The organism is Streptomyces sp. NBC_01460 (assembly GCF_036227405.1).
GTDB lineage: Bacteria > Actinomycetota > Actinomycetes > Streptomycetales > Streptomycetaceae > Streptomyces.
In genome coordinates this window covers 1,695,981-1,713,167 of the sequence record NZ_CP109473.1, presented here as the reverse complement: position 1 = coordinate 1,713,167, position 17,187 = coordinate 1,695,981, and the positions used below count along the sequence as shown (strand labels likewise).

At 71.5% G+C, this 17,187-nt stretch carries 17 protein-coding genes; 10 read left to right on the top strand and 7 right to left on the bottom strand.

From position 1 onward, the window contains the following. Positions 1-58: 58 nt before the first annotated feature. The 3 genes from OG488_RS07620 (at position 59) to OG488_RS07610 (ending at position 2,314) form a co-directional block, all read left to right on the top strand. Positions 59-1,210 carry an acyl-CoA dehydrogenase family protein gene (locus OG488_RS07620; RefSeq protein ID WP_329227107.1) on the top strand — a complete coding sequence of 384 codons (1,152 nt, stop codon included), beginning with the start codon at positions 59-61 and terminating at the stop codon, positions 1,208-1,210. 105 nt (positions 1,211-1,315) lie between these two features. Continuing rightward, entirely contained in the window at positions 1,316-1,606 is a 291-nt protein-coding gene (locus OG488_RS07615; RefSeq protein WP_329227105.1) for a YiaA/YiaB family inner membrane protein, read from the top strand. An 84-nt stretch (positions 1,607-1,690) separates the two neighbouring features. Beyond that, positions 1,691-2,314, top strand: a complete 624-nt coding sequence (locus OG488_RS07610) for a TetR/AcrR family transcriptional regulator (protein ID WP_329227104.1) — start codon at positions 1,691-1,693, stop codon at positions 2,312-2,314. A gap of 53 nt (positions 2,315-2,367) precedes the next feature. Here OG488_RS07610 and OG488_RS07605 read toward each other — a convergent pair whose 3' ends face one another. Beyond that, positions 2,368-2,829 (bottom strand): MaoC family dehydratase, encoded by a 462-nt coding sequence (locus OG488_RS07605; protein ID WP_329227102.1) that lies wholly within the window; start codon positions 2,827-2,829, stop codon positions 2,368-2,370. 159 nt (positions 2,830-2,988) lie between these two features. Between OG488_RS07605 and soxR the strand changes: the two genes are divergently transcribed. Beyond that, positions 2,989-3,462: a redox-sensitive transcriptional activator SoxR gene (gene soxR / locus OG488_RS07600; protein WP_329227101.1), complete on the top strand. Its 474-nt coding sequence runs from the start codon at positions 2,989-2,991 to the stop codon at positions 3,460-3,462. A 109-nt stretch (positions 3,463-3,571) separates the two neighbouring features. On the opposite strand, the gene OG488_RS07595 is transcribed toward soxR, so the two are convergent. Then, positions 3,572-4,186: a hypothetical protein gene (locus OG488_RS07595; protein ID WP_329227099.1), complete on the bottom strand. Its 615-nt coding sequence runs from the start codon at positions 4,184-4,186 to the stop codon at positions 3,572-3,574. A 222-nt stretch (positions 4,187-4,408) separates the two neighbouring features. On the opposite strand from OG488_RS07595, the gene OG488_RS07590 reads away from it, so the two are divergent. After that, complete coding sequence (locus tag OG488_RS07590; protein WP_329227097.1) at positions 4,409-7,237, top strand: penicillin acylase family protein; 2,829 nt, start codon at positions 4,409-4,411, stop codon at positions 7,235-7,237. A 195-nt stretch (positions 7,238-7,432) separates the two neighbouring features. Here the strand turns inward: OG488_RS07590 and OG488_RS07585 are convergent, their stop codons facing one another. After that, positions 7,433-8,692: an exo-beta-N-acetylmuramidase NamZ family protein gene (locus tag OG488_RS07585; protein WP_329227095.1), complete on the bottom strand. Its 1,260-nt coding sequence runs from the start codon at positions 8,690-8,692 to the stop codon at positions 7,433-7,435. A gap of 172 nt (positions 8,693-8,864) precedes the next feature. Here OG488_RS07585 and OG488_RS07580 point away from each other — a divergent pair, with 172 nt between their 5' ends. The 3 genes from OG488_RS07580 to OG488_RS07570 are packed head-to-tail and all read left to right on the top strand — an operon-like array spanning position 8,865 to position 11,925. Then, positions 8,865-9,629, top strand: coding sequence for an SDR family oxidoreductase (locus OG488_RS07580; protein ID WP_329227093.1), 765 nt, complete (start codon positions 8,865-8,867; stop codon positions 9,627-9,629). After that, positions 9,626-11,293: an AMP-binding protein gene (locus tag OG488_RS07575; RefSeq protein WP_329227091.1), complete on the top strand. Its 1,668-nt coding sequence runs from the start codon at positions 9,626-9,628 to the stop codon at positions 11,291-11,293. The genes OG488_RS07580 and OG488_RS07575 overlap by 4 nt, the downstream gene beginning before the upstream one ends. A gap of 38 nt (positions 11,294-11,331) precedes the next feature. Next, a complete protein-coding gene (locus OG488_RS07570; RefSeq protein ID WP_329227090.1) occupies positions 11,332-11,925 on the top strand; it encodes a TetR/AcrR family transcriptional regulator in 594 nt (197 codons plus the stop codon). Between the two features lie 32 nt (positions 11,926-11,957). Here the strand turns inward: OG488_RS07570 and OG488_RS07565 are convergent, their stop codons facing one another. Further along, on the bottom strand, positions 11,958-12,104 hold the full coding sequence (locus OG488_RS07565) for a hypothetical protein (protein ID WP_329227088.1): 147 nt from the start codon (positions 12,102-12,104) through the stop codon (positions 11,958-11,960). Between the two features lie 252 nt (positions 12,105-12,356). Between OG488_RS07565 and OG488_RS07560 the strand changes: the two genes are divergently transcribed. After that, positions 12,357-13,664: a M28 family metallopeptidase gene (locus tag OG488_RS07560; RefSeq protein WP_329227086.1), complete on the top strand. Its 1,308-nt coding sequence runs from the start codon at positions 12,357-12,359 to the stop codon at positions 13,662-13,664. Between the two features lie 54 nt (positions 13,665-13,718). Here OG488_RS07560 and OG488_RS07555 read toward each other — a convergent pair whose 3' ends face one another. From OG488_RS07555 to OG488_RS07545, 3 genes are all read right to left on the bottom strand, one after another. Further along, a complete protein-coding gene (locus tag OG488_RS07555; RefSeq protein ID WP_329227084.1) occupies positions 13,719-14,933 on the bottom strand; it encodes an acyl-CoA dehydrogenase family protein in 1,215 nt (404 codons plus the stop codon). A gap of 7 nt (positions 14,934-14,940) precedes the next feature. After that, the gene (locus OG488_RS07550) at positions 14,941-15,963 is read right to left on the bottom strand and encodes a phosphotransferase family protein (protein ID WP_329227082.1); all 1,023 of its coding nucleotides are present in this window, start codon (positions 15,961-15,963) and stop codon (positions 14,941-14,943) included. Positions 15,964-16,080: 117 nt separating this feature from the next. Then, a complete protein-coding gene (locus OG488_RS07545) occupies positions 16,081-16,422 on the bottom strand; it encodes a winged helix-turn-helix transcriptional regulator (RefSeq protein WP_329227081.1) in 342 nt (113 codons plus the stop codon). A gap of 78 nt (positions 16,423-16,500) precedes the next feature. On the opposite strand from OG488_RS07545, the gene OG488_RS07540 reads away from it, so the two are divergent. Then, positions 16,501-17,163, top strand: a complete 663-nt coding sequence (locus OG488_RS07540; protein WP_405695986.1) for an NADPH-dependent F420 reductase — start codon at positions 16,501-16,503, stop codon at positions 17,161-17,163. Positions 17,164-17,187 lie beyond the last annotated feature (24 nt).

The window sequence follows — 17,187 nt, the reverse complement described above, 5'->3', positions numbered from 1 at the left end:
ATAGTAGGGCCTGCAAGCATTAAACTAGCAGTGCTAATTAAAAGTGGGGTGCCGCAGGATGAACCTGGAGCTGAGCGAGGAGCAGGACGCCGTACGGCAGCTCGCCGAGGACTTCGTCGCACGGGAGATCACTCCGCACGTCGTCGAGTGGGACCGTGCCGAGAGTGTCGACAAGTCGATCGTGAAGAAGCTGGGCGCCCTCGGCTTCCTGGGCCTGACGATCCCGGAGGAGTACGGCGGTTCCGGCGGTGACCACCTCGCCTACTGCCTGGTGACCGAGGAGCTCGGCCGCGGTGACTCCTCGGTGCGCGGCATCGTCTCCGTCTCGCTCGGCCTGGTCGCCAAGACGATCGCGTCCTGGGGCAGCGAGGAGCAGAAGCGGCAGTGGCTGCCGAAGCTCACCGCGGGCGAGGCGGTCGGCTGCTTCGGCCTCACCGAGCCGGGCACCGGGTCCGACGCCGGGAACCTGACGACGAGGGCCGTGCGCGACGGCGACGACTACGTCATCAACGGCTCCAAGATGTTCATCACCAACGGCACCTGGGCCGATGTCGTCCTGCTGTTCGCCCGTACCGGCGACGCCCCCGGCCACCGGGGCGTCTCGGCCTTCCTGGTGCCGGCCGACACCCCCGGGCTCACCCGGCGCACCGTCCACGGCAAGCTCGGACTGCGCGGCCAGGCCACGGCCGAACTGGCCCTGGAGGACGTCCGCGTCCCCGCCTCCACCCTCCTGGGGCCCGAGGGCAAGGGATTCTCCGTCGCCATGTCCGCCCTGGCCAAGGGCCGGATGTCCGTCGCGGCGGGCTGTGTCGGCATCGCGCAGGCCGCCCTGGACGCGGCCGTCCGCTACGCGGGCGAGCGCGAGCAGTTCGGCAAGTCCATCGCGAGCTACCAGCTCGTCCAGGAACTCATCAGCGACATCTCCGTGGACGTCGACGCCGCGCGGATGCTGACCTGGCGCGTCGCCGACCTCGTCGACCGCGGCAAGGACTTCGCCACGGCGGCGTCCACCGCGAAGCTCTTCGCCTCCGAGGCCGCGGTGCGGGCCGCGAACAACGCCCTGCAGGTCTTCGGCGGCTACGGGTACATCGACGAGTACCCCGTCGGCAAGCTGGTCAGGGACGCCCGGGTGATGACCCTGTACGAGGGCACCAGCCAGATCCAGAAGCTCATCATCGGCCGCGCGCTGACCGGGGTCTCCGCCTTCTGAGGCCGCCGCCGGCCGGCCCGGCGCGCCGGGCCGCCCCTCTTCTGAGTACCGGGTGAGTACGCCGGCGGATACCGGCGTACGCCACCGCGCCGGATGCTGAGCGACATGAGTGAGACATCATCGGTCAAGCAGCAGAGCACCGCCGCCTTCTACGGACAGGCCGTCCTCTCCTTCGGGGTGGCCATGGGGGCGGTGGCCCTCGGTATCTTCTTCCTCGACGCCGACGCCTGGGTGCGGGCGTTCCTCGCCATCGGCGTCCTCTACCTCGTCACCTCGTGCTTCACCCTCGCCAAGGTCATCAGGGACCGGCAGGAGGCGGGGCAGATCGTCAGCAGGGTCGACCAGGCCAGGCTGGAGAAGATCCTCGCCGAGCACGACCCCTTCCAGAAGCTCTGACCGTCTCACCCCCCGAGCGCTCTAAGCGCTTGCTCAGGTTCGCGGTATGGTGTTCGTCCTGCCAGCGGAAAGGGGCACGTGGCGATGAGCACGGCGGAGGAGACCGACGGCGACAGCACGCCGTGGAGCGAGGTCACGCCCGAGGCGGCGAGGCGGCTGCTCGTCGCGGCCGTCGAGGCCTTCGCCGAGCGTGGCTACCACGCGACCACCACCCGCGACATCGCCGGCCGTGCCGGGATGAGCCCGGCCGCGCTCTACATCCACTACAAGACCAAGGAAGAGCTGCTCCACCGGATCAGCAGGATCGGCCACGACCGCGCCCTGCTCCTCCTGGAGACGGCGGCCGGCCAGGACGGCACGGCGTCCGAGCGGCTCGCCGACGCGGTCCGCTCCTTCGTCAGCTGGCACGCCGAGCGGCACACCACGGCCCGGGTCGTGCAGTACGAGTTGGAGGCGCTCGGCGACGAGCACCGCGCCGAGATCGTGGCGCTGCGCAGGCGCAGCGACGCCGCCGTGCGCCGGATCATCGGCGAGGGTGTCCGGGCCGGCGAGTTCGACGTCCCGGACGTCCCGGGCACGACGCTCGCCGTGCTGTCCCTCTGCATCGACGTGGCGCGCTGGTTCAACGCGCAGGGCAGCCGGACGCCCGAAGAGGTCGGCGACCTCTACGCGGACCTCGTCCTGCGCATGGTGGGCGCCCAGAAGTAGCGCGTGCGGGAGCCGCGCGGTCCGGCGGACCGCGCGGCTCCGCGCGCGACGGCTCAGAAGTAGTAGCGCGACACCGACTCCGCGACGCAGGCCGGCTTGTCGCCGCCCTCGCGCTCGACGGTGACCAGGGCGGTCACCTGCACGCCGCCGCCGGCCTCCTCGACGTTCTTGAGGACGGCCGTGGCGCGCAGCCGCGAGCCGACCGGCACGGTCGAGGGGAAGCGGACCTTGTTCGTCCCGTAGTTGATGCCCATCTTCGCCCCGTCGACCCGCAGGATCTGCGGTACGAGCACCGGCAGCAGCGACAGGGTCAGGTACCCGTGCGCGATCGTCGTCCCGAAGGGGCCGTTCGCGGCGCGTTCCGGGTCCACGTGGATCCACTGGTGGTCGCCCGTGGCCTCGGCGAACTGGTCGATCCTCTTCTGCTCGACCTCCAGCCAGTCGCTGTGCCCGAGCTCCTCGCCCACGGCGTCCCGCAGCTCCTGTGCGGACGTGAAGATCTTCGGCTCTGCCATGGTGCTGGTCCCTGCCTTCCGGCTGTCGGTCGCCCCTCTCCGGGGCAGTGTCTAAGCGCTTGCTCAGCATGGTTGGGCCGCGCGTCCCTGTCAACGACGGACCGCCCGGGTTCTCGAAGTGGCGGCAGGGGCCGCGGTGCGGCCATTAGGGTTCGGGGAGTGCCACACATCCCGCAGACATTCCAGGAACTCACCGTCGGTCAGCTCTCCGCCCGTAGTGGCGCCGCGGTGTCCGCCCTGCACTTCTACGAGTCCAAGGGCCTGATCAGCAGCCGCCGCACCAGTGGCAACCAGCGCCGCTACACCAGGGACGCGCTGCGCCGGGTGGCATTCGTCCGGGCCGCGCAGCGGGTGGGCATCCCGCTCGCCACCATCCGGGAGGCGCTGGCCGAGCTGCCGGAGGAGCGCACGCCGAACCGTGAGGACTGGGCCCGGCTCTCCGAGACGTGGCGCTCGGAGCTGGACGAGCGCATCAAGCAGCTGGGGCGCCTGCGCGACCACCTCACCGACTGCATCGGCTGCGGCTGCCTGTCGCTGGAGGCCTGTGTGCTGTCCAACCCCGACGACGCCGTAGGCGAGCGGATGAGCGGCTCGCGACTCATGCCCGAACGGGGCGGCGCGAAGCGCTCCTGACGAAGCGCTCCTGAGAGGGCGCTCCTGCGTGGGCGTTCCGTGGGCAGGGCGCGGCGAACCGCCCCCGGGGCGTCCCGCCTCCGGTCGGTCCCGCCGCGGCCCCGCGCCCTCAGGCCGCCGACGCGGTCAGCCCCCTCGTCCGGATGCTCCTGGCGCTGGCCAGCGCGCTCGCCGTCAGGACGGGCCGGGGGACCACGATGCCGCACCCCGTGCAGACCGGGCCGGCCCAGGGCTCGTGGTCCGGATCCTGCCGCCAGACGATCCCGGTCCCCGTGCAGACCGGGCAGGCGGTGCCCGGCTTCGCGCCCAGTGCCGCGATCAGCCGCCCCAGGACGTCGCCGAGAGGGGCGCTGGGGTGGACGCCCGGATCCTCGCAGTGCGCGATCCCGTTGCCGCCCCACGTCAGGCGGTGCCAGTCGTCGAACGAGCCGGGCCGGCGCAGCCCGTCGTGCTTCTCGCGGCGCCGCCGTTCGGCGAAGCCTGTCTCGTACGCGAGCCAGACGGCCCGCGCGTCCTCCAGTTCGTCCAGTGCGCGGATCAGGCGCACCGGGTCGGGGGCCCGGTCCTCGGGCTCGATCCCGTGCCGGGCGCACAGATGATCCCAGGTCGCCCGGTGACCGTACGGGGCGAATCGTTCCAGGCATTTGCGCAGCGAGTACCGCCGCAAAGCCAGATCACCCCGCGGATCGCGGACCTGTCTCGCAAGACTCCGGAAACCGGCCATGGCACTGCCACCTCCGTCGCTCGTACTTCGGCGTCAAGGGATGGACGTACGACTGCCCGATTCGGCTCCATCGAAAGGTGAAAAGCGTCCACGGATCGAGACAGTGCCTGTGGGGCCGTGCACCGGCGTGTGGTGATTCGGAAAAAGTGACTGATGTTCATCTTCCCGGGCGGGGCGTACCGCCAGTAACCTCCGGCGCATCGGCCACCCGGAGGAGCACGCATGCCCCCACGCACCCGCACGCTCGGAGCCGCCACGTTCGCGGCTGTTCTCGCTCTCGGTACGTCCCTGCTCGCCTCGGCCCCCTCGGCCGGAGCGGCGGAACCGGAACCCCTCGCCGTCACCGACCACTGCCGCAGTCAGTGCGCGGACATCCTGCCGCCCGGCGAGAACGGCAACGCCACGCTCGTCGAGATCCTCGGGAACAAGGCGTTCGGCACCCACCCCGCCCACAGCGACGACCAGCTCGACCGCTACAACGGCCTGGTCGCGGGCCATACGGGCCTCACCGACCAGAAGCTCACGGACTTCTTCAACGACGCCTCCTTCGGGGTCGCCGCCGACCAGACCGAGTCCGTCACGAAGCCGCGCGAGGACGTCACCATCACGCGGGACAAGAAGAGCGGCGTGCCCCACATCAAGGGCACCACCCGCTACGGCACCGAATTCGGCGCGGGGTTCGCCGCCGGGCAGGACCGCCTGTGGCTGATGGACCTCTTCCGCCACATCGGCCGCGGCCAGCTGACCTCCTTCGCCGGGGGAGCGCTGGCCAACCAGGGCCTGGAGCAGCAGTTCTGGCCGCAGGCGCCGTACACCGAGGCGGATCTCCAGGCGCAGGTCGAGCGGATCAGGACCACCGAGGGCGCACGCGGTGAGCAGGCGATGGCCGATGCACAGGCCTACGTCGACGGCATCAACGCCTACCGGGTGAAGTCCAAGAACGGCCGCTACTTCCCCGGTGAGTACGTGCTCACCGGGAAGATCGACTCCATCACGAACATCGGCGAGATCCAGCCGTTCGGACTGACGGACCTGATATCGATCGCCTCGGTCGTCGGCGGACAGTTCGGCGGGGGAGGCGGCGGCGAGGTCCAGGCCGCGCTCTCGCTGCTCGCCGCCCAGCAGAAGTACGGCGTCGAGGAGGGCACCCGCGTCTGGGAGTCCTTCCGCCAGCGCAACGACCCCGAGGCCGTCCTCACCGTCCACGACGGCACCTCGTTCCCGTACGCGGGCAAGCCCGACAAGGCCCGCGGGACCGCGCTCCCCGACCCGGGCTCCGTCACCCCCGAACCCCTGATCCACGACCGCACCGGTTCGGCCGGGACCGGCGTGAAGGCCCCGGTGAAGGCGCCGGCCGCCCTGAAGCCGCTGCAGGGCATGTTCGACGACGGTGTCATCCCGGAGGGATCGCTGCCCGGATCCGGTGAAGGCGCCCAGAAGCGCGGGATGTCCAACGCGCTCCTGGTGTCCGGCAAACGCACCGCGAGCGGCAACCCGATCGCCGTCATGGGCCCCCAGACCGGCTACTTCGCGCCCCAGCTGATGATGCTTCAGGAGATCCAGGGCCCGGGCATCAGCGCCCGCGGGGTGTCCTTCGCCGGGGTCGGCATGTACATCCAGATGGGCCGCGGGCAGGACTACGCCTGGAGCGCCACGTCGGCCGCCCAGGACATCACCGACACCTACGCCGTCGAGCTCTGCGAACCCGACGGATCCACGCCCACCAAGGACTCCGCGCACTACCGGAACGACGGCGCCTGCACGGCCATGGAGAAGATGGAGCGCACCAACTCCTGGAAGCCGACGGTCGCCGACTCCACGGCCAAGGGCTCCTACCGGATGCAGGTGTGGCGCACCGACTACGGCATCGTCACCCACCGCGCCACCGTGGACGGCAAGCCCGTCGCCTACACCTCGCTGCGCACCACCTACCGGCACGAGGCCGACTCGATCATCGGCTTCCAGATGCTCAACGACCCGGCGTACGTGACGGACGCGGCCTCCTTCCAGCAGGCCGCGAGCAACATCGACTACGCCTTCAACTGGTTCTACGCGGACTCGCGCACCGCGGCCTACTACAACAGCGGCATGAACCCGGTGCGGGCGGAGGGCGTGGACGCCGCGCTGCCGGTCAAGGCCGAGAAGGCCTACGAGTGGCGGGGCTACGACCCGGCGGCCAACACCACCGACTACACCCCGTTCGCCGCGCACCCCCACTCCAGCGGCCAGGACTACTACATCTCCTGGAACAACCGCCAGGCCAAGGACTACTCCACCGCCGCGTTCGGCTTCGGGGCCGTGCACCGGGGCGACCTGCTCGACGACCGGGTGTCCGCACTGGTCGAGGACGGCGGAGTGACCCGCGCCTCCCTCACCCGTGCCATGGCCGAAGCGGCGCTCACCGATCTGCGCGGGGAGCAGCTGCTGCCGGAACTCCTGAAGGTGCTGCGCTCCCAGCCGGTCACCGACCCGGAGCTCGACACGGTGGTGCAGCAGCTGGACTCCTGGCGCGCCGCAGGGGCGCAACGCAAGGAGACCTCCCCGGGCTCGCACACGTACACGCACGCCGACGCGGTCCGGATCATGGACGCGTGGTGGCCGAAGCTGGTCGAGGCGGAGTTCCGTCCCGGCCTGGGGGACTCCCTCTACACCGCGCTGACCGCGAGCCTGGCCACGGACGAGTCGCCGGCCGCGAGCCACGGACCGAGCGGGGCGCACAGCGGCTCCGCCTTCCAGTACGGCTGGTGGGGGTTCGCGGACAAGGACCTGCGCCAGGTGCTCGGACAGCCCGTCAAGGGGCCGCTGGCGAAGACGTACTGCGGCGGCGGTGACCTGAGCGCCTGCCGTTCCGCGCTGCTCAGCACCCTGAAGGAGGCGGCAGCCGTGCCCGCGGCGACGGTCTACCCGGGGGACGACAACTGCAAGGCCGGTGAGCAGTGGTGCACCGACGCGATCATCCACCGCGCGCTGGGCGGGATCTCGCAGAAGTCCATCCACTGGCAGAACCGGCCGACCTACCAGCAGGTCGTGGAGTTCCCCTCGCACCGCTGAGTCCGGTCCGTGCGTCCCCCGCGGTCCTGACGCGACAACAGAAGCGGTCCCCCGTAGCGCCGTTCACGGTGGTACGGGGGACTCGCGTCGCGGAACGGGAACGGGAGCGGGAACGGGAGCGAGACCGGGGCGGGGTGGTACGGGCCCGGCCCGTACCACCCCGCCTCCGCGTGCGGAGCTCCGGCACCCGGTCGCTCACCGGTACTGGAGGTACCTCCTGCGGACGGCCCGGAAGGCGGCCAGATCCGCCGACCACGCGCCGACGACCTCGTCCGTGTCCGCGCCCGCGTCGATCATCGTGCGGACCCGTGTGTTGCCCGTGAGCTTGTCGATCCAGTTGTCCGCCCGCCACGCGAACCCGCTCCACGTCCGCTTCGCGGTGACCAGCAGCGCGATCCCCGTCCGTACGGGGTCGAAGGCCGCCCGGTCCTGGACGTGCACCTGCACCCCACCCACCGTCTTCCCCTGGAACTTGGAGAACGTCGGCGCGAAGTACGCCTCACGGAAGGCGACGCCGGGCAGCTCCAGCGCGTTCGCCGCGGCCGCCCACCGGTGGTCGATCCCCTCCGCGCCCAGCAGCTCGAACGGCCGTGTCGTCCCGCGCCCCTCGGAGAGGTTCGTCCCCTCGAAGAGACAGGTCCCGGGGTAGACCACCGCCGTCTCCGGCGTCGGCATGTTGGGGCTCGGCGGCACCCACGGCAGGCCGGTCGCGTCGAAGAAGTCCGAACGCCGCCATCCGGACATCTTCACGATGTCCAGTTCCACCGGCCGGGAGGCCAGGAACTCCGCGTTGAAGAGCAGCGCGAGCTCCGCCACCGTCATGCCGTGCGCCTGGGAGATCTCCCGCCGTCCCACGAAGGTCGCGAACGCCGGATCGAGCACGGGCCCCAGGGCGGCCCTGCCGGTCACCGGATTCGGCCGGTCCAGGACGACGAACCGCTTGCCGGCGAGCGCGGCCGCCTCCATGCAGTCGTACAGGGTCCAGATGTACGTGTAGAAGCGGGCGCCCGCGTCCTGGATGTCGAAGACCACCGTGTCGACTCCCGACGCCGTGAAGACGTCGGCGAGGGCCTGCCCGCTCTTCAGATACGTGTCGTAGACCGGCAGGCCGGTCGCCGGGTCGTCGTACCGCCCCTCCGAACCGCCCGCCTGTGCCGTCCCGCGGAAGCCGTGCTCGGGGCCGAAGACGGCGGTCAGGTCCACCCGGTCGTCAGGGTGCATCACGTCGACGATGTGCCGGACGTCCGCGGTGATCCCCGTGGGATTGGTCACGATGCCGACCTTCTGCCCGGCCAGCAGCCGGTAGCCGTCGGCGGCCAGCCGGTCGAAGCCGGTGCGCACACCGGCCCCGTGACCCCGGCCGGCGGCCGCGGCCGTCCCTGGGCCGGCGGCGGTCGCCGCGAGGGCTCCCATCGCGCCGCCGACGGCCAGCACACCACGCCTGGACAGGGTCATTCCGCTACCTCCATGATCGCGACGACTGTCATGGTCACGCACGCTAGCGCGGGTCCGGGCCAGGTGGAACGGCCACGACTGGGCAGATTCCCAGTCCTGCCCCGAACCCCTTCCCCGATCACATACCGACTGGTTAGTCTGCCGTGGACGACTGCTGAGAAAGGCGGGACCGATGAGTACGGTGCAGGGCGCTGGCGTAGTGGTGACCGGAGCCGGAGGCGGCATCGGAGCCGCCCTGGCCCGCAGATTCGCCGCGGAGGGCGCGCGGGTCGTCGTCAACGACCTCGCCGCCGACCGGGTCGAGGCCCTCGCCGAGGAGATCGGCGGCATCGTCGTGGCGGGCGACGCCTCCACCGTCGTGGACGCCGCCCGCGACGCGCTCGACGGCACGATCGACGTCTACTGCGCCAACGCGGGCCTCGCGTCGGGCGGGGACGCCTTCGCGGAGGAGGACGTCTGGGCCAGGGCCTGGGACGTCAACGTGATGGCGCACGTCCGCGCGGCCAAGGCGCTGCTGCCGGACTGGCTGGAGCGCGGCAGCGGCCGTTTCGTGTCCACCGCGTCGGCGGCCGGTCTGCTGACGATGATCGGCGCGGCCCCGTACAGCGTGACCAAGCACGGTGCCGTCGCCTTTGCCGAGTGGCTCTCGCTGACCTACCGGCACCGGGGCGTCAAGGTCCACACGATCTGTCCCCAGGGCGTGCGCACGGACATGCTCACGGCGGCCGGCTCCGCGGGCGACCTGGTGCTCGCACCCACCGCGATCGAGCCGGAGGCCGTCGCCGACGCCCTGTTCGACGCCATGGCCGAGGACCGCTTCCTGGTCCTGCCGCACCCCGAGGTGGCCGGCTACTACCGCGCCCGCGCCAAGGACCCCGACCACTGGATCGGCAACATGAACCACCTTCAGCAGAAGTGGGAGGAGGCCGGCGCATGACCGAGTCGATCTACGCGGCGAAGCCCTGGACCGCCCTGCTCAGCGAGGCCCAGCTCGCCCCCGTCCACCCCGCCGAGACGATGGTGCACGCCTTCCGCGCAGCCGTCGGACGGGCCCCGGACCACACCGCGCTCGCCTACTTCGACGGACGCCTCAGCTACCGCGAGACCGACGAGCTGTCCGACTCCGTGGCGGGACACCTCGCGGCCGAGGGCCTGCGCCGCGGCGACCGCGTCGCGATCATGCTCCAGAACACCCCGCACTTCGTGCTCGCCCTCCTCGGCGCCTGGAAGGCCGGCGCGACCGTCGTCCCGCTCAACCCGATGTACAAGTCGGGCGAGGTCGGGCACGTGCTGAAGGACGCGGAGGTCTCGGCGCTGATCTGCTCGGACCGCGCCTGGGGGTCCTATCTGCGGGCCGCCGCCGAGGCCGCCCCGAGCGTGCGGATCGCCCTCACGGCCTGCGAGCTCGACCTCCAGTCGGCCGACGACCCGCGCGTGCTCGGCTTCGAGCGGCTTCCCGCGCCCGGCGCCGACGACCTGGCCTCCGACCTCGTCGCCGTCGCCCGTCAGGGCCTCGCCGCCCCCGAGGGCCGCGAGCTCACCGCCTCGGACACCGCCCTCATCAGCTACACCTCCGGGACGAGCGGCACCCCCAAGGGGGCCATGAACTCCCAGGGCAACATCATGGTCAACGCCGAGCGGCAGCGGGCCGGCCACCCCATCGCCGAGGGATCCGCCTACTTCGCCCTCGCCCCGCTCTTCCACATCACCGGCATGGTCTGCCAGCTCGCCGCGTGCGTCGCCAACGCGGGCACCCTCGTCCTCGCCTACCGCTTCGAGGCGAGCGTCGTCCTGGAGGCCTTCGCCGAGCACCGCCCCGCCTACACCGTGGGACCCTCGACCGCCTTCATGGCGCTCGCCGCGCACCCCGGGGCCACCCGGGAGCACTTCGCCTCCTTCGAGGTCATCTCCTCCGGCGGCGCACCGCTGCCGCCCGCGCTGGTCGAGAAGTTCCGCGAGGGGTTCGGCCCCTACATCCGCAACGGCTACGGACTCACCGAGTGCACCGCGCCCTGCGCCTCCGTACCGCCGCAGCACGAGGCGCCCGTCGACCCCGTGTCGGGGACCCTGTCCGTCGGCGTCCCCGGGCCGGACACTGTGGTGCGGATCATCGACGAGAAGGGCGACGACGTCGCCTTCGGTGAACTGGGCGAGATCGCCGTACGCGGGCCCCAGGTGGTATCCGGCTACTGGAACCTGCCGGAGGCCACCGCCGCGGGCTTCCCGGACGGCGAGCTGCGGACCGGTGACATCGGTTTCATGGACACGGCGGGCTGGCTCTACGTCGTGGACCGCAAGAAGGACATGATCAACGCCTCCGGCTTCAAGGTCTGGCCCCGGGAGGTGGAGGACGTCCTCTACACCCACCCGGCGGTCCGCGAGGCGGCCGTCGTGGGCGTTCCCGACGCCTACCGCGGCGAGACCGTACGGGCCTACGTCAGCCTGCGGCCGGGGGCCGAGCTCGCCGACGGTGAGCTCGGCGCGTACTGCAAGGAGCGGCTGGCGGCGTACAAGTACCCGCGCGAAGTGGAGATCCTGGCCGAACTCCCGAAGACGGCGAGTGGGAAGATCCTCAGGCGGGAACTGCGTTCCCCCCGTTAGAACAGTTCACGCGCGGTACGAGAGGGCAGGTGGCGGCAATGGCCAAGGCGACGGACGGGAACGGTACCCCCGTCCCCCAGAGGCTGCTGGCCGCCGCCACCCGGCTCTTCGCGGAGCACGGCTACGACCGCACCTCCGTCCAGGAGATCGTCGAGGCGGCGGGCGTCACCAAGGGGGCGCTCTACCACTACTTCGGCTCCAAGGAGGACCTCCTCCAGGAGGTCTACGCCCGGGTGCTGCGGCTCCAGCAGGAGCGGCTCGACGCCTACGCGGACGCCGAGGCGCCGATCGAGCGGCGGCTGCGCGACGCGGCGGCGGACGTGGTCGTCACGACCATCGACAACCTCGACGACGCCTCGATCTTCTTCCGCTCGATGCACCACCTGAGCCCGGAGAAGAACAAGCAGGTCAGGGTGGAGAGACGCCGCTACCACGAGCGCTTCCGGGCGTTGATCGAGGAGGGGCAGCGGGCCGGGGTGTTCTCCTCCGCGACCCCGGCCGACCTGGTCGTCGACTACCACTTCGGCTCGGTCCACCACCTGTCCACCTGGTACCGCCCGGACGGCCCGCTCACCCAGCAGGAGGTCGCCGACCACCTGGCGGACCTGCTGCTGAGGGCCCTGCGTCCCTGACGGCCCACCGAGGCCCCGCCGGACCGCGCCCGTCAGCCCGGCACCGGCAGGCCCAGCGCGGCGAGCAGCAGCGAGGCGAGCTCCTCGGCGAAGACCGCCGAGCCGGTGAACGCCAGGCGGACACGCTCCTCGTCGGGCGCCGGCCCGGCCGCGAGCGCCCAGGACGTCGCGTCCTCCACGGCCCGCTCGCCGGGAACCGCCCGCTGTTCCCCATGCTCCGGAGGCTGGCGGGAGGCGCTGACAACGCATCAGGCCTGCCTGTTCCGTCCGATATGCGGACGGCGTTGTCCGAAACCCGCCCTTGACGGTGCGCGGTCATTGATTGAGCATCGGTTCCGCACATCGCACCGCCAGCTCCAGGCCCCGGTCGTGCACGCCCGGGGATCCCCCGCACGTTCCGTCAGTCCCCGAACGGAATCCGGAGCCTCCCGATGAGCCCTGCCCGTCTCAGACCCCTGCTCACCGCCGCCCTCGCGGCCACGGCCCTGCTGGCGACCGCCGCACCCGCCGTGCAGGCCGCACCCACGAGGGTCGCGGCCGCCCCCGACATCCCGCTCGCCAACGTCAAGGCGCACCTCACCCAGCTCCAGTCGATCGCCACCGCCAACAGCGGCAACCGGGCCCACGGCAGGGCCGGTTACAAGGCCTCGGTCGACTACGTGAAGGCCAAGCTGGACGCCGCCGGATACACCACCGCGCTCCAGCAGTTCACCTCCGGCGGTGCCACCGGCTACAACCTGATCGCCGACTGGCCGGGGGGTGACCCGAACCAGGTCCTCATGGCCGGCTCCCACCTGGACTCGGTGACCTCGGGCGCCGGGATCAACGACAACGGCTCCGGATCGGCCGCCGTGCTGGAGACGGCCCTCGCCGTCTCCCGGGCGCAGCTCGCCCCCGACAAGCACCTGCGCTTCGCCTGGTGGGGAGCCGAGGAGCTGGGCCTCGTGGGCTCGAAGTACTACGTCAACAACCTGGCCTCCACGGAGCGCGCCAAGCTCGCCGGCTACCTCAACTTCGACATGATCGGCTCGCCCAACCCCGGGTACTTCGTGTACGACGACGACCCGGTCATCGAGCAGACCTTCAAGGACTACTACGCGGGGCTCTCCATACCCACCGAGATAGAGACCGAGGGCGACGGCCGCTCCGACCACGCCCCGTTCAAGAGCGCGGGGGTCCCCGTCGGCGGACTGTTCTCCGGCGCCGACTACACCAAGACCAGCGCCCAGGCCCAGAAGTGGGGCGGCACGGCCGGACAGGCCTTCGACCGCTGCTACCACTCCTCGTGCGACACGACGGCGAACATCAACGACACGGCCCTGGACCGCAACAGCGACGCGGTGGCGCACGCCGTGTGGACCCTGTCCGCGGGGACGGTCACCCCGCCGACCGGGACCGTCTTCAGCAACGCCACCAACGTCAACGTGCCCGACAACGCCGCCGCGGTGACCTCGTCGGTCGCGGTGACCGGACGTACGGGCAACGCCCCGTCCGCGCTCAAGGTCGGTGTGGACATCAAGCACACCTTCCGCGGCGACCTCGTGGTCGACCTGCTGGCGCCCGACGGCACGGCCTACCGGCTGAAGAACTCCAGCAGCAGCGACTCCGCGGACAACGTGATCGCGACGTACACGGTCAACGCGTCGAGCGAGACCGCCAACGGCACCTGGAAGCTCCAGGTCAGGGACGTCGCCGCGCAGGACACGGGCTACATCGACAGCTGGCAGCTCACCTTCTGACCCGTCGGAGACACCCGCGGGGAGGCGCCTTCCGGTCGCCTCCCCGCACCGGGATCAGAGGTACTTCTTGATCTCACGCCGGGCCAGCGACCGCTGGTGCACCTCGTCCGGCCCGTCGGCCAGCCGCAGCGTCCGCGCCGACGACCAGAGTTCGGCCAGCGGGTAGTCCTGGCTCACGCCGCCGGCGCCGTACAGCTGCACCGCCTGGTCCAGGATGGAGACGACCGCGCGCGGGGTGGCGATCTTGATCGACTGGATCTCGGTGTGCGCGCCGCGGTTGCCCACCGTGTCCATCAGCCAGGCGGTCTTCAGGACGAGCAGCCGCAGCTGCTCCACCGTCACCCGGGCGTCGGCGATCCAGTTCTGGACGACCCCCTGCTGGGCCAGCGGCTTGCCGAAGGCCGTACGGGCCACGGCACGCCTGCACATCAGCTCGATCGCGCGCTCCGCCATCCCGATCAGCCGCATGCAGTGGTGGATCCGCCCCGGACCCAGCCGCGCCTGCGCGATGGCGAAGCCGCCGCCCTCCTCGCCGATCAGGTTCGCGGCGGGCACGCGCACGTCGGTGAAGACCACCTCGGCGTGGCCGCCGTGGGAGTGGTCCTCGTAGCCGTACACCTGCATCGCGCGGCGCACCTCGAGGCCCGGGGTGTCACGGGGGACGAGGATCATGGACTGCTGGCGGCGGATGTCCTCGCTGTCCGGGTCCGTCTTGCCCATCACGATGAACACCGCGCAGTCCGGGTTCATCGCCCCGGAGATGTACCACTTGCGGCCGTTGATGACGTAGTCGTCACCGTCCCGGGTGATCCGCGTCTCGATGTTCGTCGCGTCCGACGAGGCCACGTCGGGCTCCGTCATCGCGAACGCCGAGCGGATCTCCCCGGCGAGCAGCGGCTCCAGCCACTGCTTCTTCTGCTCGTCCGACCCGAACTGGAAGAGCACCTCCATGTTCCCGGTGTCCGGGGCCGCGCAGTTCAGCGCCGTCGGCGCCAGGTGCGGGCTGCGGCCGGTGATCTCGGCGAGCGGGGCGTACTGGAGGTTCGTCAGACCGGCGCCGTACTCCGCGTCCGGCAGGAAGACGTTCCACAGCCCCTGCCCGCGCGCCTCGGCCTTGAGGTCCTCCACGATCCGCGGGGTGTCCCACGGTGACGCAAGCGCCGCGCGCTGCTCCTCGGCGACCTGCTCGGCCGGGTACACGTGCTCGTCCATGAAGGTGAGCAGCCTGGTGCGCAGCTCCTCGGTACGGGCGTCGAATGCGAAGTCCATGGGGTGATCAGCCTTCCTGGAGGGTGGTGAGGCCGTGCGCGATGAAGACGGGGACCAGGTCGCCGATGCGGTCGAAGCCGGCTCCGACGGTCTGGCCCAGGGTGTAGCGGTAGTGGATGCCCTCGAGGATCACGGCGAGCTTGAACCAGGCGAAGGCCGTGTACCAGGAGATGGCGGAGGTGTCGCGGCCGGAGCGGGCCGCGTAGCGCTCGATCAGCTCGGCGGGGCTGGGATGGCCGGGCGCACCGCTCGTCGTGGAGACCGGCGACGCGGGCAGGTCCAGGTCGGAGCTGTACATCACCAGCAGGCCGAGGTCGGTCAACGGGTCGCCGAGCGTGGACATCTCCCAGTCCAGCACCGCCTTGATCCGGTCGTCCCGGCCGACCAGCACGTTGTCCAGGCGGTAGTCGCCGTGGACGACGGTGGGCGCGGGGGAGACGGGGAGCTCCCGGCCGAGCGCCGCGTGCAGCTCGTCGATCCCGGCGAGCTCGCGGTTGCGGGAGGCGTCGAGCTGCTTGCCCCACCGGCGCAGCTGCCGGTCCAGGAAGCCGTCCGGACGCCCGAAGTCGCCGAGGCCCACCGAGGCCGGATCCACGGCGTGCAGGTCCACCAGGGTGTCGACGAGCTCCAGGACGACGGCCCTGGTGCGCTCGGCGCCGAGCGGGGCGAGCTGTTCGGCGGTGCGGTACGGGGTGCCCTCGACGTACTCCATGACGTAGAAGGGCGAGCCGATGACGGCGTCGTCCTCGCAGAGCAGGAGGGTCTCGGGGACCGGGACCGCCGTCGGGTGGAGGGCGCTGATCACCCGGTGCTCGCGCTTCATGTCGTGCGCGGTGGCCAGTACGTGGCCGAGGGGAGGCCTGCGCACGACCCACTGACCGGACCCGTCGGTGACGACGTAGGTGAGGTTCGACCGGCCGCCCTCGATCACCCGGGCTTCGAGCGGTCCGTTCACCAGCCCCGGCCGCTCGCGGTCGAGATGGCCGCGCAGCAGGTCGAGATCGAGACCTGGCGGGTGGACTGGGCTCATGGTGCGCACCTCCGGGGCGGTTGAACGGTCGGGACCATGATGCCGACCAGTCGGTATGTCGTCCAGTGTCCGCCCGGAATCCGAGAGGTGATCTCCGGCTCCACCCTGCTGTACGGCTCAGTCGTCCCAGCCCTGCGCCGCCACGAACGCGTCCCCGTGCGCGGCGGACCAGCGGCCCAGCGCCTCGATCGGCTCCAGCAGCGTCCGGCCCAGCGCCGTCAGCGCGTACTCCACGCGCGGCGGGGCCTCGGCGTACGCCCGGCGCTCCACCAGCGCGTACTCCTCCAGCCTGCGCAGCGTCTCCGTGAGCACCTTCGCGCTGATGCCGCCGATCTCCCTACGCAGCTCACGCGGCCTGCGCGGGCCCGCCGCGAGCGCGTACAGGACGACCGGATTCCAGGTGTTGCCCAGCAGGTCGAAGCCGAGCCGCGCCCGGCAGTCGGCGAGCAGCCGGTCCATGCGTTCCCCTTCCCCCGGCCGTCGGGCACCGAACGGTGCGCGACGGGCCCCCTAACGTCCCCTTCGGTACGACGCTACGTGACCGGACTTCGGAGGAGAGACATGCGTATCGGGATCATCGGGACCGGCAACATGGCGGACGCGCTGGGCAGCCGGTGGGCGGCGGCCGGACATCAGGTGCTCTTCGGCGGCAGGTCCGCGGAACGGGCGGGTGCGCTCGCCGGGCGCACCGGACAGAGCGCCGGCACGGTCCGGGAGGCGGCGGCCTTCGGTGACGCGGTCCTGCTCGCCCTGCCCCACGACGCCGTGGCGGGCGTGCTGGCCGGGCTCGGCGCGGCGGACGGAGCGCTGCGCGGCCGGCTCCTCGTCGACTGCACCAACGCCGTCGGCCCGGGCTTCCGGCTCACCACCGGTACGGGCCCCGGCGCAGCCCGTGCGATCGCCGAGGCCACCGGGGCGCGGGTCGTCAAGGCCTTCAACCACCTGCCCGACTCCGTCTGGAGGCGCCCCGCGCCCTGCTCCCCCGACGGTCCGCTCACCGTCCCGCTGTGCGGCGACGACGCGTCGGCCCTGGAGACGGTGGGGACCCTGGTCCGGGACCTGGGCTGCGTGCCCCTGACCGTGGGCGGGCTCGACCGGGCCGCGTACCTGGAGGCGACCACCGCCTTCCTCATCGGGCTCTGGCACTCCGGTCACGACCCGCGCACGCTGCTGCCGCCCTTCGACGTCGTCACGGCCTGAGTTGCGGGGACCCCCGGGCGCGCC

Excerpts from the sequence above, each read along its gene's own strand:
- OG488_RS07545 (WP_329227081.1), bottom strand. The coding sequence starts at position 16,422 with ATGGACCGGCTGCTCGCCGACTGCCGGGCGCGGCTCGGCTTCGACCTG.
- OG488_RS07615 (WP_329227105.1), top strand. The coding sequence starts at position 1,316 with ATGAGTGAGACATCATCGGTCAAGCAGCAGAGCACCGCCGCCTTCTAC.
- OG488_RS07570 (WP_329227090.1), top strand. The coding sequence starts at position 11,332 with ATGGCCAAGGCGACGGACGGGAACGGTACCCCCGTCCCCCAGAGGCTG.
- OG488_RS07620 (WP_329227107.1), top strand. The coding sequence starts at position 59 with ATGAACCTGGAGCTGAGCGAGGAGCAGGACGCCGTACGGCAGCTCGCC.
- OG488_RS07575 (WP_329227091.1), top strand. The coding sequence starts at position 9,626 with ATGACCGAGTCGATCTACGCGGCGAAGCCCTGGACCGCCCTGCTCAGC.
- OG488_RS07560 (WP_329227086.1), top strand. The coding sequence starts at position 12,357 with ATGAGCCCTGCCCGTCTCAGACCCCTGCTCACCGCCGCCCTCGCGGCC.
- OG488_RS07585 (WP_329227095.1), bottom strand. The coding sequence starts at position 8,692 with ATGACCCTGTCCAGGCGTGGTGTGCTGGCCGTCGGCGGCGCGATGGGA.
- OG488_RS07550 (WP_329227082.1), bottom strand. The coding sequence starts at position 15,963 with ATGAGCCCAGTCCACCCGCCAGGTCTCGATCTCGACCTGCTGCGCGGC.
- OG488_RS07555 (WP_329227084.1), bottom strand. The coding sequence starts at position 14,933 with ATGGACTTCGCATTCGACGCCCGTACCGAGGAGCTGCGCACCAGGCTG.
- OG488_RS07595 (WP_329227099.1), bottom strand. The coding sequence starts at position 4,186 with ATGGCCGGTTTCCGGAGTCTTGCGAGACAGGTCCGCGATCCGCGGGGT.
- OG488_RS07605 (WP_329227102.1), bottom strand. The coding sequence starts at position 2,829 with ATGGCAGAGCCGAAGATCTTCACGTCCGCACAGGAGCTGCGGGACGCC.
- OG488_RS07590 (WP_329227097.1), top strand. The coding sequence starts at position 4,409 with ATGCCCCCACGCACCCGCACGCTCGGAGCCGCCACGTTCGCGGCTGTT.
- OG488_RS07610 (WP_329227104.1), top strand. The coding sequence starts at position 1,691 with ATGAGCACGGCGGAGGAGACCGACGGCGACAGCACGCCGTGGAGCGAG.
- OG488_RS07580 (WP_329227093.1), top strand. The coding sequence starts at position 8,865 with ATGAGTACGGTGCAGGGCGCTGGCGTAGTGGTGACCGGAGCCGGAGGC.